Annotated in this window: 15 protein-coding genes; 9 read left to right on the forward strand and 6 right to left on the reverse strand. The window is 46.5% G+C overall.

Annotated features, from left to right (window positions below; all coding sequences use genetic code 11):
* Window positions 1-155: 155 nt before the first annotated feature.
* From Q1A69_RS14165 to Q1A69_RS14185, 5 genes are all read left to right on the forward strand, one after another.
* Window positions 156-1,022, forward strand: coding sequence for a hypothetical protein (locus Q1A69_RS14165; RefSeq protein WP_299586577.1), 867 nt, complete (start codon window positions 156-158; stop codon window positions 1,020-1,022).
* A 165-nt stretch (window positions 1,023-1,187) separates the two neighbouring features.
* Window positions 1,188-1,889 (forward strand): tRNA (adenosine(37)-N6)-threonylcarbamoyltransferase complex dimerization subunit type 1 TsaB, encoded by a 702-nt coding sequence (gene tsaB / locus Q1A69_RS14170; RefSeq protein ID WP_299586580.1) that lies wholly within the window; start codon window positions 1,188-1,190, stop codon window positions 1,887-1,889.
* 3 nt (window positions 1,890-1,892) lie between these two features.
* Complete coding sequence (locus Q1A69_RS14175) at window positions 1,893-2,690, forward strand: undecaprenyl-diphosphate phosphatase (protein WP_299586583.1); 798 nt, start codon at window positions 1,893-1,895, stop codon at window positions 2,688-2,690.
* 5 nt (window positions 2,691-2,695) lie between these two features.
* Window positions 2,696-3,577 (forward strand): NAD(P)-dependent oxidoreductase, encoded by an 882-nt coding sequence (locus Q1A69_RS14180; RefSeq protein ID WP_299586586.1) that lies wholly within the window; start codon window positions 2,696-2,698, stop codon window positions 3,575-3,577.
* A gap of 82 nt (window positions 3,578-3,659) precedes the next feature.
* A complete protein-coding gene (locus Q1A69_RS14185; RefSeq protein WP_299586588.1) occupies window positions 3,660-4,802 on the forward strand; it encodes a DUF3524 domain-containing protein in 1,143 nt (380 codons plus the stop codon).
* Window positions 4,803-5,333: 531 nt separating this feature from the next.
* Here Q1A69_RS14185 and Q1A69_RS20400 read toward each other — a convergent pair.
* From Q1A69_RS20400 to Q1A69_RS14190, 3 genes are all read right to left on the reverse strand, one after another.
* Window positions 5,334-5,528 (reverse strand): DDE-type integrase/transposase/recombinase, encoded by a 195-nt coding sequence (locus Q1A69_RS20400; RefSeq protein WP_366525587.1) that lies wholly within the window; start codon window positions 5,526-5,528, stop codon window positions 5,334-5,336.
* On the reverse strand, window positions 5,507-5,806 hold the full coding sequence (locus tag Q1A69_RS20405) for an IS3 family transposase (protein WP_366525588.1): 300 nt from the start codon (window positions 5,804-5,806) through the stop codon (window positions 5,507-5,509). Before Q1A69_RS20405 ends, Q1A69_RS20400 begins: the two co-directional genes overlap by 22 nt.
* Before the next feature lie 100 nt (window positions 5,807-5,906).
* The gene (locus tag Q1A69_RS14190; RefSeq protein ID WP_299586591.1) at window positions 5,907-6,197 is read right to left on the reverse strand and encodes a transposase; all 291 of its coding nucleotides are present in this window, start codon (window positions 6,195-6,197) and stop codon (window positions 5,907-5,909) included.
* 303 nt (window positions 6,198-6,500) lie between these two features.
* On the opposite strand from Q1A69_RS14190, the gene Q1A69_RS14195 reads away from it, so the two are divergent.
* Window positions 6,501-7,235 carry a hypothetical protein gene (locus Q1A69_RS14195; RefSeq protein WP_299586593.1) on the forward strand — a complete coding sequence of 245 codons (735 nt, stop codon included), beginning with the start codon at window positions 6,501-6,503 and terminating at the stop codon, window positions 7,233-7,235.
* Window positions 7,236-7,680: 445 nt separating this feature from the next.
* Window positions 7,681-8,640 (forward strand): DUF2279 domain-containing protein, encoded by a 960-nt coding sequence (locus Q1A69_RS14200; protein ID WP_299586595.1) that lies wholly within the window; start codon window positions 7,681-7,683, stop codon window positions 8,638-8,640.
* A 91-nt stretch (window positions 8,641-8,731) separates the two neighbouring features.
* Here the strand turns inward: Q1A69_RS14200 and Q1A69_RS14205 are convergent, their stop codons facing one another.
* From Q1A69_RS14205 to Q1A69_RS14215, 3 genes are read right to left on the reverse strand one after another with little or no spacing between them, the layout of a single operon-like run.
* On the reverse strand, window positions 8,732-9,667 hold the full coding sequence (locus Q1A69_RS14205; protein WP_299586597.1) for a TauD/TfdA family dioxygenase: 936 nt from the start codon (window positions 9,665-9,667) through the stop codon (window positions 8,732-8,734).
* The gene (locus tag Q1A69_RS14210) at window positions 9,660-10,430 is read right to left on the reverse strand and encodes a class I SAM-dependent methyltransferase (protein ID WP_299586598.1); all 771 of its coding nucleotides are present in this window, start codon (window positions 10,428-10,430) and stop codon (window positions 9,660-9,662) included. Before Q1A69_RS14210 ends, Q1A69_RS14205 begins: the two co-directional genes overlap by 8 nt.
* Window positions 10,408-11,229, reverse strand: coding sequence for an iron-containing redox enzyme family protein (locus Q1A69_RS14215; RefSeq protein WP_299586600.1), 822 nt, complete (start codon window positions 11,227-11,229; stop codon window positions 10,408-10,410). The genes Q1A69_RS14210 and Q1A69_RS14215 overlap by 23 nt, the downstream gene beginning before the upstream one ends.
* A 532-nt stretch (window positions 11,230-11,761) precedes the next feature.
* Here Q1A69_RS14215 and Q1A69_RS14220 point away from each other — a divergent pair.
* On the forward strand, window positions 11,762-12,004 hold the full coding sequence (locus Q1A69_RS14220; protein WP_299586602.1) for a hypothetical protein: 243 nt from the start codon (window positions 11,762-11,764) through the stop codon (window positions 12,002-12,004).
* 224 nt (window positions 12,005-12,228) lie between these two features.
* Window positions 12,229-13,578, forward strand: coding sequence for a 3-carboxy-cis,cis-muconate cycloisomerase (gene pcaB / locus Q1A69_RS14225; RefSeq protein ID WP_299586604.1), 1,350 nt, complete (start codon window positions 12,229-12,231; stop codon window positions 13,576-13,578).
* Window positions 13,579-13,921: the final 343 nt, after the last annotated feature.

Genomic DNA, 13,921 nt, shown 5'->3' on the forward strand with positions numbered 1-13,921 from the left:
CTTTTTTGCTGAAAAATTTCTCATTTTTCGCTTTTTTACTTGCAATGCCCTGTATTTTTATTAACTTTGATAAAGTTGTATCGAAATAGGCGGTGCGTCGCTCTGTATAAGTAATAAAATAACCCATCGTGGTTTTATTCGATCGCTAACAGGCAATGCTGCCGGCACACTTTTGGAAGTACTTCTTCTTTTTAGTGAGGAGACAAGGGATGGCAAGAGTAGTAAAAAAGAGTACACGTGCTAAAAAGACAACTGGTTCGACCAAAGCGTCGCCAATAGTCGATAAAGCACAGAAAGCAGTGGATGCAGCGAGCAAGTCGCTGGATGCACAAATGGATCGTGTGGCAAAAGCAAAGGCGCGGGTTCAAAAAAGTAGCACGGCAGCGGCAAAGACTTCTTTGACTAATGCCAATAGCAAGGCAAAGGAATTGCGCGCCAAGCTGGCGATGGCCAAAGTGGAACTCGTTAAGGCCAAGACCATGGATGCCGTTCGTCTCGCTGAAGAATCGGCTAAAGAGAAGGTTAGCGCCCTTTCTGATAGCCTTTCCGCTAAGGCCGATAAAGAGCTGGCTGCAGCCCTCAAAGCCTTTGAGGCGCGCTGGGTGAAGACCCGGGAAAAGGCTCACGCTAAGAAGATCAAGGCCGCAGAGAAGAAAGCTGAGGCCAAGGTAAAAGCTGCAGCGAAGAAAGCTGTGGCAAAAGCGAAGGAGCTGGAGAAAAAAGCCGCGGCTAAGTTAAAAGCAGAGGTACAAAAGGCGAAGAAAGCCACGACTAAAAAGTCTCCTTCCGCCAAAAAAATGGGCCGCCCTAAAAAGGCTGCCACTGAAACTAAAGCCGCTAAGCGTGTCGGGCGCCCTAAAAAGGCCACTACTGCAGCCAAGCCTGCGAAGGCTAAAAGGGTGGGCCGTCCTAAGAAGTCCACCACCGCAACGACAGCAGCTAAAAAGGCTCCCGCACGTCGTGGCCGCCCGCCTAAAGCGGGTACAGGTCGGCGTGGTCGCCCGCCGAAGAGTGCAGCCTAGTTCCATAAATACCAAGTCCGCTGTTAGCCACTAGAGTATGGCTGGCTTCCCGTCAACCCTGGCTTATGCCGGGGTTTTCTCTTTCCGCATCGTATGAATCTACATGACTAGCCTTTGTGACCATGCCACAATTCACCTCCCTCGATTACCCGGTTTGAGACAGTTGTGAAGATTCTTGCCCTGGATACCACGTCTGGTGCCTGCTCTGTGGCACTTTATAGTAACGGCCAGATTACCGAGCGCTTCGTACAGGCAGAGCGTGACCATACTCGCCGCTTGTTACCGATGGTGGACGAAGTATTGGCAGAAGCTGAATTAACCCTGCCTGGCTTGGATGCCTTTGCCGTAAGTCGAGGTCCCGGCTCGTTCACCGGGCTGCGAATCGCAATCAGTTGCGTGCAGGGGCTGGCTTTTTCCGTGGATAAACCAGTAGTACCGGTATCCAGTCTTGCAGCCTTGGCTTTAGGAGCGAGGCGAACACACCCGGAATGGGGCGAATCTCCTATTGTGACGATGCTCGATGCCCGTATGCAGCAGGTGTACTGGGGTATATACGATACCCAGTCGCCCAATGACAGCCTGTGCCCTGAAGCCGTTCAGAACCCGGAGCAGGTTTTGTTGTCTCTGGAAACCGATGGATTGGCCGCTTCCTTTTACGGCGCTGGTCCTGGTTGGCACTACGAAGCGCTAGCTGCGGCCAAGGCAAAGGAGTGTGATCTGGATGCCCTTATTCACGCACGGGATATTGCCGAGCTGGCTGTTCCCCTATGGCAGGCAGCTAAGACGCTTTCCGCCGAGGAATTGGAGCCCGTCTATCTTCGCAATGAAGTTACTTGGCAAAAACGACAAAAAATTCGATCCCGGTAATTCATGGAAATTTTTCAGATTGTTGTATTGGCTCTGATTCAGGGTCTTACTGAATTTCTTCCCATCTCCAGCTCGGCACACCTGATTTTGCCCGCTGAAGTATTCGGCTGGCAGGATCAGGGGCTCGCCTTCGATGTGGCCGTGCATTTTGGATCGCTGATTGCGGTAGTCCTATATTTTCGCAAGGATATTGGGTTGTTATTGTGTGATGGCCTTGGGGGGCTGAAGTCCAGGCAGTTTACTGACGAGGGTAGGTTGGCCTGGCTGATCGTGTTGGCAACCATCCCCGTTGGTCTGGTTGGATTGATCTTCAAAGGCTATATAGAAACCCATTTACGCACAGCGGCGGTTATAGCAGCCACTACAATAGGCTTTGGTCTGTTACTTTGGTGGGCCGATGTGCGTGGGGCACGGCGGCAGAACCTGGCCCAGCTCAACTGGAAAAAGGCCCTGATCATCGGTTGCGCGCAGGTATTGGCTCTTATTCCCGGCACTTCCCGCTCCGGTATCACCATGACTGCGGGACTGATGCTTGGAATGAAACGCGAAGCCGCCGCACGTTTTTCCTTCTTGTTATCGATACCGGCAATCGCGTTGCCATCTATGTTACTGACATACGATTTGCTCGCTCTGGAGAGTGTGCCTTGGGGCGATATTCTATTGGGAACGGTGCTTTCTTTTATTAGTGCTTATCTATGCATTCACTTTTTCCTGCAGTTTATTAGCCGTATCGGCATGGCACCTTTTGCTATTTACCGCCTGATTCTGGGGGCGGCACTTATTTGGATAATATGGGGGTAATGAATATGACAACGGTAGCGTTTATTGGCCTGGGTGTAATGGGGTACCCCATGGCGGGTTATCTGGCAAAGGCTGGTCACAAGATGCGAGTGTATAACCGCACAGCCAGTCGAGCAGAAAAGTGGCTCGTCGAATATGAGGGGGAGTGCTTTGCAACACCCGCTGAGGCCGCAAAAGGTGCCGAAGTGGTGTTTGCTTGTGTAGGTAACGACAATGACCTACGCCAGGTGGTTACCGGAGAGCAGGGTGCCTTCGCGACTATGGAAGAGGGTGCATTGTTTGTGGATCACACTACCGCCTCGGCAGATGTCGCCCGTGAATTGGCAGAGATTGCCAATGAGAAAGGCATCGGCTTTCTCGACGCCCCGGTATCCGGCGGTCAGGCCGGTGCCGAAAATGGCGTGCTCACGGTGATGGTTGGCGGTGAGGAAGCGGATTTCCAGCGTGTTCAGCCATTGATTGATTCTTTTGCCAGGGCAATAACTCTATTGGGGCCGGTGGGCAGCGGTCAGCTATGTAAAATGGTTAATCAGATTTGTATCGCCGGGGTGGTCCAAGGATTAGCCGAGGGGCTGCATTTTGCCAAGGCGGCAGGGCTGGATGGCGAGCAGGTAGTCGATGTTATTTCCAAAGGCGCTGCACAGAGCTGGCAGATGGAGAACCGCTCCAAAACCATGTTGGCGGGCGAGTATGACCACGGTTTCGCTGTGGATTGGATGCGTAAAGATTTGGCTATTGTCCTGCAGGAAGCTCAACACAACGGAGCCCTGTTACCAGTGACGGCGCTAGTGGATCAGTTCTACAGCGAGGTACAGGCGATCGGCGGTTCCCGCTGGGACACCTCCAGTCTATTTGCACGCCTTATGAATGTGCGTACTTTCGACTGATACTCTCCGCCTGATGGCCTCTAGCTGGGCTGGATATTTTGTTTAAGCCCTGCATCTCCAAATTTTGTTGTTTTAATTTCCCATGAAAGTTCTTTTACTCTCGGCCTACGACGCAGATAGCCATAAGCGCTGGCGTAAGGGTTTAGTCGCCGCATTTCCCGAATGGCAGTGGACAGTTCTTACACTGCCACCGCGCTATTTCAGCTGGCGTATTCGCGGCAACAGTCTCACCTGGGCTAGGGGCGAGAATGCACAGACGTTAAGGCAGACATGGGATCTGATTATCGCTACCTCTATGACCGATCTCAGCGCCTTGCGTGGCTTAGCGCCAGAGATCGTGGGGGTGCCTACCGCGGTGTATTTCCACGAGAACCAGTTTGCCTATCCAAGCAGTTCAGATGCGTTTCGGTCCTTAGAGCCGAAATTGCTGAATATTTATACCGCACTGGCTGGTGACTTACTGCTATTTAACTCGGAATATAACCGCCGCACTTTACTCGAAGGGGCGGCCAAGTTATTAAAGCGTTTTCCAGACTGCGTGCCTGCTGGAGTTTGCGAGGAAATTGAAAGAAAATCCCAAGTGTTACCTGTGCCTTTAGAGGACGCACTTTTTATTGAGGAGTCTCTCGAGGCTGATTTTACCTGGAATCATCGCTGGCCACAGGGTTACCAAGGGGAGGTCACAGAAGATATCCTGATTATCAGCTGGGCCGCCCGCTGGGAATATGACAAAGGAGTCGACCGCTTACTAAAAATCCTAGAGGGCCTCAAGGAGAATAAAGTAAAATTTTTACTTAATCTGATGGGCCAGTCCTTTCGCAACAGCCCAAAAGAATTTGAACGGATTAAACAGGAGTTCAGCCAAAACCTCCTGGTAGTAGGCTATGTGGAAAACGAACAACTCTATCGGCAAACTTTACGCAATAGCCATGTGTTTCTCTCTACCGCCTACCACGAGTTTCAAGGGCTGGCCGTCATGGAGGCCGCAGTAGCGGGCTGTACGCCATTGGTGCCAGATGAGCAGTGCTATCCAGAGTTTTATCCCGAGAAGCTGCGTTATTTGGGAGTAGGGAATGCGGTTGTAAGGCTTGAAGCTATGTTTAAAAAGGTCCAGTGTGTAGAGGGGCTGGATAAATTAGATTTCCAAAATTTTTCATGGGCAAGCCATAGATATAAGTATTTGCGTGCTTTAAATCATCACGCTTCCTATATTTTCAGCAATTAGTACACGCAACTTGAGCGATTTTGGAATATTACGCTCATGGTGCTTTTAGGTTGTTATAGTTTCACGGTAGCCGATGTCGGAATCAGCTAACCGGTCTTGGTAGAATAATAATAGTTATAGGTGCCTGAAAACCCGGGATTAATACATACAGTTCTTAAGATTCGCAGAGTCGTTCAGATAGGGGGTCAAAGGAGTGTTAACAGGTTATCATTTGCGGGACCCAGCTAGTTTTAACTTTCTTACTCTACAGAATAGAGATGGCAGTAAGCATAAATTATGGTCCCATTCCAAAGGTTAGAAGTGCCCACCTAAGTTTGAGAAGGCTGTGGGTATGCCGTGATATGCATACTCATATTCGCGAAAAACCTAGACAATCTTTGCTAATCCTGTAACCGATAGAGCAGGTCTCTCCATTTTTTACAAATATCACTAGAGCACCTCCACCGCTTGAGACCGTTAAAAAACGTTCAGTCGGTACGTTGTCCCAATAGTTTCCCTTGTGGCTCATTGAGTACACCATTCGCTGCTGCTTCAATAGCGTTTGGTGGCATGCTGACTACCTCGAGCAGAATGATATAGAAGACCTTTGGGGGTCGTGCGAAAATTGACAGCTATCATCAATGTGTGACTTACCAAAGCTGTTTCCATTTGACGATCTAAGCGCCAACCAAAAATCCGGCGTGAATGGAGATCAATCAGTACTGCTAAGTACAGCCAGGCCTGCAAAGTCCAAACTTGATTTTTAGTACACGGTGCGAAATCCCTTTCAGAAAATTCTCTGCATCCGACAGTTGGTGGTTACTATCTATCGTCAGTGTAAATCGCTTCTTGCATTTTACCGTCAAACCGAGCTTTTCCATTAACTTACGGACTCGATGGCGCCCGATCGCAATGCCTCCCTTACGTAGAGGTTTCATTAACCGACGACTTTCATGGCTCTGTCGAGATTCTGCAAATAAGACCTTCAAGCGATAGCATAGTTGCCATTTTTTAGTGTCAAGCAAGCCATTACTGTGGTGGCACCAATAGTAATACTTACCTGCATTACTCGGCGGAGCCTCCTAGCTGGAAAGCGGCCCTGTTGCTTCTTAATAAAGTTTTACTTTATTTCATTACTTTCGCAAAGAATGCACTGGCCTTTTTTAGGATTTCTTTCTCCATCCGCAACGGCTTGTTTTCGTGTTGTAACCGATCCAATTCTGCGCGCTCGCCGGTATCCAGCCTTACTCCACTCTCTTCCTGCTTCAGCTCTTTTATCCAGCGTCGCAGGTTGCTGGCAGCGGTTCCTACAGCCTCTGCGGCCTTAGAAATCGAATACGCTTGCTCAGAGACAAGGGCTACGGCGTCTTTCTTGAACTCCGGTTTGAATTGCCGGCGCGTACCTTTTGTTGTCATACTTTACCTCGCTTGCTGGTTTTACCATCTTAGCGAAGTGTCCGGAAGGATTAGACCACAACAGTTTTGAGAGTTTTTTGTGTAAGGCAAATTTATTTTTTTTAATGAAAGCAGTTTCATCTTGCTGGTGGCGATTTATACCTCTTGTTAATTTCAAATAAATAACATCGCCTCTGCTAGTAATTTATCTACATTATCTATTGAGATTTCTTTAGGTGGTTTAATCAAGACTCTTAAAGGGTGCTACACTTAATGTTTTAATTGCGGGGCTGCCATATGGTGACTTTAGGATGTTTTTCCAGGATGGTGGTTATTGTGACTTTCTTTGTAATAGCGATAGCGAATTCTGTAGCTGGGGCTGTTAAGGAGGAACAAAATAAGGCCGAAGAGTTAATTCAGAGGCTTGAAAAGAAATATCTTAGTAATGAAGTTCCTGTCATTCTCCAGAAGCTAGAGAAGAATGAGTTGTCAATGTCAGTTGTAAACGCTTTTGTACTGGAACAGCGTCTGATTATTCAATCTGACCTTCGCAATAATGCGCTCTCCTTGCATCGATTCGGTGGTTCTTCAAGTAAGGTGATCAAAAAATTCTTTTATCGTTTAATCGTTAATGAGGTGTCAGCCAGTGAGCAATTACCGGTTCTAATTCAGGCGCTTAATATCTCGGAAAGTCAAATTACTAAGTATCGTCCGCTAGCTGGAGCGCAGGCGTATCCAGCTTATACAGCATGGCTGGCAAATTATGCACAACCTGCAGAGATTGCGGCAGCTCTTTTAATCAACTTTCAAAGTTTTGGTAAAAATGTTGGCCGTATGGCAAAAGCACTTAAACAGTATAAGGGGTTGTCTGACAGTCAGCTGGAGTTCTTAATCAATTTTAGTGCTTTACCTTCTGATTTTAGAGAGCAGGCTATAGCTATAGTGTCGCAAGGCTTAGCCGCAGGAGTGCGTGAGTCGGACATTGAAACTCGCGTAAGGCTTATTCAAGTCTATGAGAGTAATTTTTGGAATGCACTTTCAAGTATTGATAGCCAGTAAATTTTATGATTTAATTTTGGGTGGGTTGATCCTTGCTATTTCTTAACTTATAGTAACAATGTTTGGCGGTTGGTCGATTATTCATATTAAATAAATTATATTACTTTTATAATTGCTTTATCCTCATGTTGCGGTGTTTATAGGCAATTGCATCGTCTTGAAGTGAGTTATTCCAGTAATAATGCCAGTTGATTCAATATGTCCATGTAGAAGTATAATTTCTATCCAGCTCACTTTTGTGGCGCAATAATATCTTTCAGGTCTGTTTCTGAACCTTGTTTATATTTATTCCTATCTTAATGATTGGTATGTATAGAGATAACAAGGATGGTTGAACTATCAAGTTTGGCTTTATTGCTAAGATAGTTTGCTTTGTCATACAACACTTACCCTTGAATGTGATAAAAGTTGAAGTCGGATTTTCCTATTAAAGGAATAAATGGAAATGATGAATCGTGTAATAGCTCAGAGAATTTCTTTAGTCATGCTTTTTGCTATGTGGAGCTTTGAGGTGTTAGCTAAAGAGGTGGCCAGCCCTGTAGGCCGTAATTCAATATCCTTCGAAGAATCACAAAGATTTGGTTGTGTACAACAGTACCCGGTGGCTGATTCTAGAAAGCATGGCTTTAAACTGTCTAAATTCAAGCAGCACCTTTCTACCATTCCATTTGAGGCTGCAGGGGTAGCTGTTTCCACTTTAGCGATTGGTTTAGTGGATTGGGATTGGGGATCTAGTAGTTTTGGTACAACTAGTGAAGGTTTCTTTGAGGATGATACTGCCAATGGTGGTATGGATAAGCTAGGTCATGTCTATGGGAGCTATCTTCTCAGTGAATTCTTTACAGATGCCATACACTGCAAGGCTGATAATGCTGTGGGGGCGGAGGCTAGTGCAGTCACTCTAGCTTGGCTGAGTATGTTATTTGTGGAGTTGGGCGATGGTTACTCTAAGGAGCATGGATTTGCCTGGGAGGACGTTGTTGCCAATACTGCGGGGGTAGGAATCTCTTACCTAAGACGGAATATCCCCGGGCTTAGGGAAAAGCTGGATTTTCGTCTAGAATATCTTCCATCGGGTAATCGCTCTGGCTTTAAGCCACACTCAGATTACTCGGGGCAAAAATATCTACTGGCCTTAAAGTTAAGTGGCTTTGGCTTATCACGGAGAAATCCTCTTAATTATCTGGAGTTACATGGGGGTTACTTTGCTCGGGGTTTCACCTTGAAAGAAAAAGAACGAGACGACCCTTTGCGTAGAGAGCTCTATGTTGGGGTTGGAGTGAATATAGGGGAGCTGCTTTTTGGCAGGCCTGGAGTTAGAGAGAGTACTGGAGGCCGATTTGGGCGAAAGTTTTTTGAATATATTCAGCTTCCTCATACTTATGTTGCTAGTGAGAATGATTAAATCGGATCCGACTTTATAATTACCTACCCAGTAGACTAATACTCCTAATTGACAGGCCCCAGGAAAAGATTCTCCAGGAGCCTGTAAGCACTTAATCTATCCACACCCTTGTATATATTCGTTTTTGCCCGGGTGTGTCGATAAATTCATCGCGATCGTGCAGGATTCTAGTATTATCAATAAAAATCATGTCGCCAGAATTCATATAAAAGCTAACAACGTTTTCTTCATTGTTGAGTTCCCCATCGAGAAAGTCTAGTGCTTGGAGAGCCTCCTTCGTTAGGGGGTTGCCCACTCGTTGGTGACCTTTCTCTATCCAGTAGCGCATATAACGGATAGAAAGTTTGCCATTGGTGTAGCTAAAAATTGGAAAGTAATTGTTAAGAACATTTTGAGTCGCTTTATCACTTCCTGGTGTGACAAGATCTCGAATATAGTTGTCGTAGAGTAGTTCCAGTTTTTGCGGGGTATTTTCCCGAAGATTCTCGTGCACTTGAGCCGCCGATACAACTTTGGATTTACCACCTTCTATTGCTGGAGTTATACAGCAGAGGCCTAGAATATTGGGTTGTATCGCCCGCTGTGAGCTATCTGTATGTACTCCAGTGGCAGCATTGGTTTGAGAAACTGGTATCGCTTCGTCTTTATAACTTCTGCCTGTGTCCAATATTCCGTAAAGTCGACCGTAGGTATCGATAGTCTTCCCCATTGCCAAGCTGATCTTTAGAAATAATAGGTTTAGGATTTTTTGATCAAAACCTTCGACACCCTGGATCCAGGTTGCCCCATTTCCTTCTTGCACCTCGTATTTGATCTGCTGGGCAAGTTGATCGAACTGTGGGGTGGAGACTGAATCTTTCTGCAAGGCTTGAATGGGGTCCTCTTGATTTAAGGCCCACTCTTGCAGGGCCTTTATTTCTGCCTGCCACTGGGTTGGCCAGCTAAACTTCCAGTTGGATTTTGTGGTCATCTCTGCAGCTGTCCAGGCTTGTGCTCGAACAACCTCAGCTGGAGCCATATCAATCATTTGCCTTCACCTTAAATAACACATGCAGTGGATAGCCTTTTAGTGGGCCAAAAAATTTAGGGTCAAATGCCAGATGTTCATCAGTTACAGCTAATTCTTTTACTTCTGGCAGGCTATTAAAGCCCGCTTTTGCCAGGGCTTCAAAATAGTGTGAAAAATTTTTATGAACACAGCGAACAGATACGGGAATACCGTCTCTACGCCAAATTTTACCCTCGAAGGTTTGGTTGATACCATCGAGATAGGTTTTTTTTCCGTGTTCAAAGTAGAAAGGCGGGGTTTCTGCTCGCATGAATGGCAGGCAGGGGTGGGGTACGGTAAAGACAAAGGTACCACCTGGTGCCAGTAAGGCGTGCACTCTGGTCATTACCTGCGTCATTTCTTCGATAGTCAGATAATTGAAAAGGAAAACCGCAATAGCTTTATCGAAGCTGGTTTGTGGAAACTGGTCAAAGGTAACCACATTGCCTTCAGCATAGTTAGCATTAGCCAACTTTAGCTCTGAAGCCATTGTTTGTGCCTGGGTAATCATTTCAGCTGAGGAATCTACGCCAAAGACCGATTTTGCCCCTGTTTCAAGGAGCATGCGTGACACATAACCCTCGCCGCACCCAAAGTCCAGAATATCTTGCCCTTCGATATTTCCAAGAGATTCAAGGACGCGGGGTCTCGCAGTAAAATCACTTAGCAAAACTTTTTCTGATCGTAACCAGTTACTTGCTTGTGCGTTATAAATCGTCTCAGTTGATAGAGGTTGGTTCATCCTGAGCCACTCCTGTTTTTTGGTCGATTGATACTTTATGATTATTCGAATTGTTTTTTTTGTTTTTGTGTGCTCGATCTAGCAGGCCATCCCAGAAGGCCGCTCTCAGGTTTAACGATTTCAAGACGCCGTAGTGCAGGCGCTTTCTCCCCATCTCGGTGTTGGCAAAATCCAAGGCGATCTGGTTTAAGCTCTCTGCGTGATGATCATCGATCAAGGTGTGAACGGAGAAGAAGCAGTAGTCCTCGGGGCTAATTTCAGGTATTTGTTTTAGCCCCTTTTCAATGAAGGGGTAGATTGAACTTACCACGTGTTCTGTGCCCAGGCCCAGAGCGCCTATAGCCTCTTCGGTAGAGCCATAAAGTAGCACTGCTGAGAGCATGTCATACCAGATAGCAGCATCATCTGATACTGGAATTTCTGCGATATCTCTGGTGGCTTTTTCTCTAAACCGGTTGAATAGTTCAGCGTGCGGGATGCCTCGAACCCAGCTCGGATCTATACCATGGGAATGTAATTCCTGAAGTTCATTCTCGGCATAGTAACCGGACTCTTCACTCAGGTTGTCCAGCAGAATATTGCGATGTTTCTGATCGGTGAGTTTGGAGATCACCGCAGTTAATAAATTGACAAAACGAGATGAGTATAAGCTGTATTGCTGAGCGAAATCGGCTACGGCGTAACGGAAATCGGGAAGTGATGCGTTGCTAAATTGTACAAGGTAAGGGTGGTTTATTGCTCTGTGCTTAAGTGCTTCTTGCGATAGTTGCTCTAGCCAGGCCCTGCTTTGATCGTTCATCTTAAGCCTTTAATTCCATGTTTAATCAAGCCGCCAGAAAGCTAAAAGTTTAATGTATTAAGCTTTCAATTTTCTGACATACGTCCGGTGTATGCGAGTGAGCTATTGTTATCGTTTTGGTATTTCAGTATACCGATCGAGTTTTCTTAATCAATAACCTCTTTGTCGATGTGTCTTGTGTTTTGATGAATGTGTGGAATTAGGTTAGGTTGAACTAATACTTAGTGGGTATTTTAATTTTGATTCCTATCTTCTATTTGGATTTGTTCTTCTTGATGTGCTCAGTAATATGAGGTTATGTTTTTGTTGGTGGATTTTTTTTGAAAACATAAGTTGTGCCTATGTCTGGTTTTTGTATGGTGATTGATATAGATCAATTCCCGTAGTAGAGATATAAGCCTGGTCAGTTTAGAGGAGGTCATCGTCCTGCCGCTTCCTTCAGGTAAGCCTTGGGTAGGAGAGGATCAAAACCATGAATTTTTGTGTTTCATGTGCCAGAATTATACTTCCTGGAACTTTCGATGGATGCATGATGGATTTGGAAAAAAATGTGATTGAAGCGATCGAAGATGGTAGAACAATCCTGGCTATAAAATTGCTGCGTGAGTCTCGAGCGATTGATCTAAAAGAAGCTAAAGGGATAGTCGACTCTTATATGCAGGAGAGGGATATTCAACCCTCACCATCAGAAATGCCTGGTCGCGTAGGGTTGATAGGAGTATTACTTCTATTGGCAATAACGGGATATCTGGCGTTCGGCCTGGGCTCCAATTAGGGGGAGTGAGCCGAAAATTTCTATTCCTTTGGCAAAGACCTTATATATGTTGGTTAATTCAATATAGCAGCCTCAGACTGGGTGCTATTCTTTATCTAGCAGGCTCACCATAGTCAGTTATTAGTTTGTTCATGTCCCTTTCACTAAGTTCGAGAGCTTCCCTGAATTCTTATTAACGATATATGTAAAGTCGCTGGCATCGCCTGATGTTTATGGGGTGAAGAATGGCCGCAACATTGATTGACTCAGTAGTCTTTAGTGAAATGTTCAGCACCAATGCCATGAGTGAGATTTTCTCAGACAGGCAGAGAATACAGTACTACCTGGATGTGGAAGCTGCACTGGCCAGGGTTCAGGCACAGTTGAGTATTATCCCTCAGGAGGCAGCCGATGAAATTTGTCGGCACTGCCATGCTGTGGAAATCGATTTTGCGCGGTTGAAATCTCAAACAGAGCTGATTGGCTACCCGGTTCTTGGGGTTGTTCAACAGCTAGTTGCGCTTTGTAGCGGGGGAGCGGGGCAGTGGTGCCATTGGGGGACCACTACCCAGGATATTACCGATACCGCAACAGTGCTGCAGATTCGCGCGGCCCTGGGGTTAGTGGAAACAGAGGTAGACGCCATTGTCGATGCCCTGGCGAACTTGGCAAAGGATTACCGGGATACGCCAATGGTAGCTCGCAGTAACCTTCAGCAGGCCGTGCCAATCACCTTTGGCTATAAGGCGGCTGTATGGTTGGCTGGTTTCCACCGACATCAACAGCGCCTGCAAGAAATCAAGAAACGTGTGCTGGTTGGTGAATTTGGCGGTGCAGCCGGTAATCTGGCGTCCCTGGGTGACCGGGGGTTAGCGGTACAGTCTGGCATTATGGAGGCGCTCAAACTCGGCACACCTATTATCGCTTGGCATACCATGCGTGACAGAATTACGGAAGTCGCCTGCCTGTTGGGTTTGATTACAGGTACTTTGGGAAAGATTGCCCTGGATATCAAACTAATGGCTCAAACGGAGGTTGGCGAGGTCACTGAACCCTTTACCGCAGGGCGAGGTGCTTCCAGTACCATGCCGCAAAAACACAATCCGGTTTCTTCTGTGTACATCAGTGGCATGGTTCCGATTATACGGCAGCAGGTGGCAGCTTTACTCAATGCAATGGAAGAAGATCATGAGCGGGCAACGGGAACCTGGGAGATTGAATGGGTGGTTCTTCCGGAAATTTTTTGCCTCTCGGCCGCTGCTCTGGCACAGGCGAGGTTTGCTTTGAGTGGTCTCAATGTACACCCTGAAAATATGTTGCGTAATTTAAAGCTGACAGGAGGCCTAGTTTCTTCCGAAGCGGTGATGATGGCACTTGGCCCAAAAATTGGCCGTGAAAAAGCCCACGATCTTGTATACAGGATTTGTAGTGAGGCCATTGAAACGGGGCGTCCATTTGCTGAGTTGCTTAAAGAAAATACCGAGGTGGCGTCCAAGATTAGTGATGACGAAGTAGATAAGCTTCTCGACCCAAAGAATTATCTCGGTCTTTGCGGTGAAATGGTAGATCGGACGCTTGCTAAACAAGAAAGATAATGCATAGATTGCCAACATAAGGTTGAATTGATAGTCACTCTTTCTGCGATAGATGAAAAATTCAACGTTGAAATTTTTTCAAATTTCCCCTGTCCGATTCCGGTAAATCTCTGGATATATATCTAAACAACTGCGGAACTTGATGCAGGGCCCATACGAAGGCCCGTCACCGCATAGCTTAGTAAGTATATTTCTTGGGGGAATTTATGGTCGCCGTTATCAGCGGAGAAGCACTGGGTCTGTTTAATAGCATAAAGACAGGCGTGGGCTCGGCGAACCTTGGGCAGGGACGTGAATCCATCTATGTGAATGCGTCCACCGGCAACCTGGTGTTGCGCCAACA

Source organism: uncultured Microbulbifer sp. (assembly GCF_947498635.1).
GTDB lineage: Bacteria > Pseudomonadota > Gammaproteobacteria > Pseudomonadales > Cellvibrionaceae > Microbulbifer > Microbulbifer echini.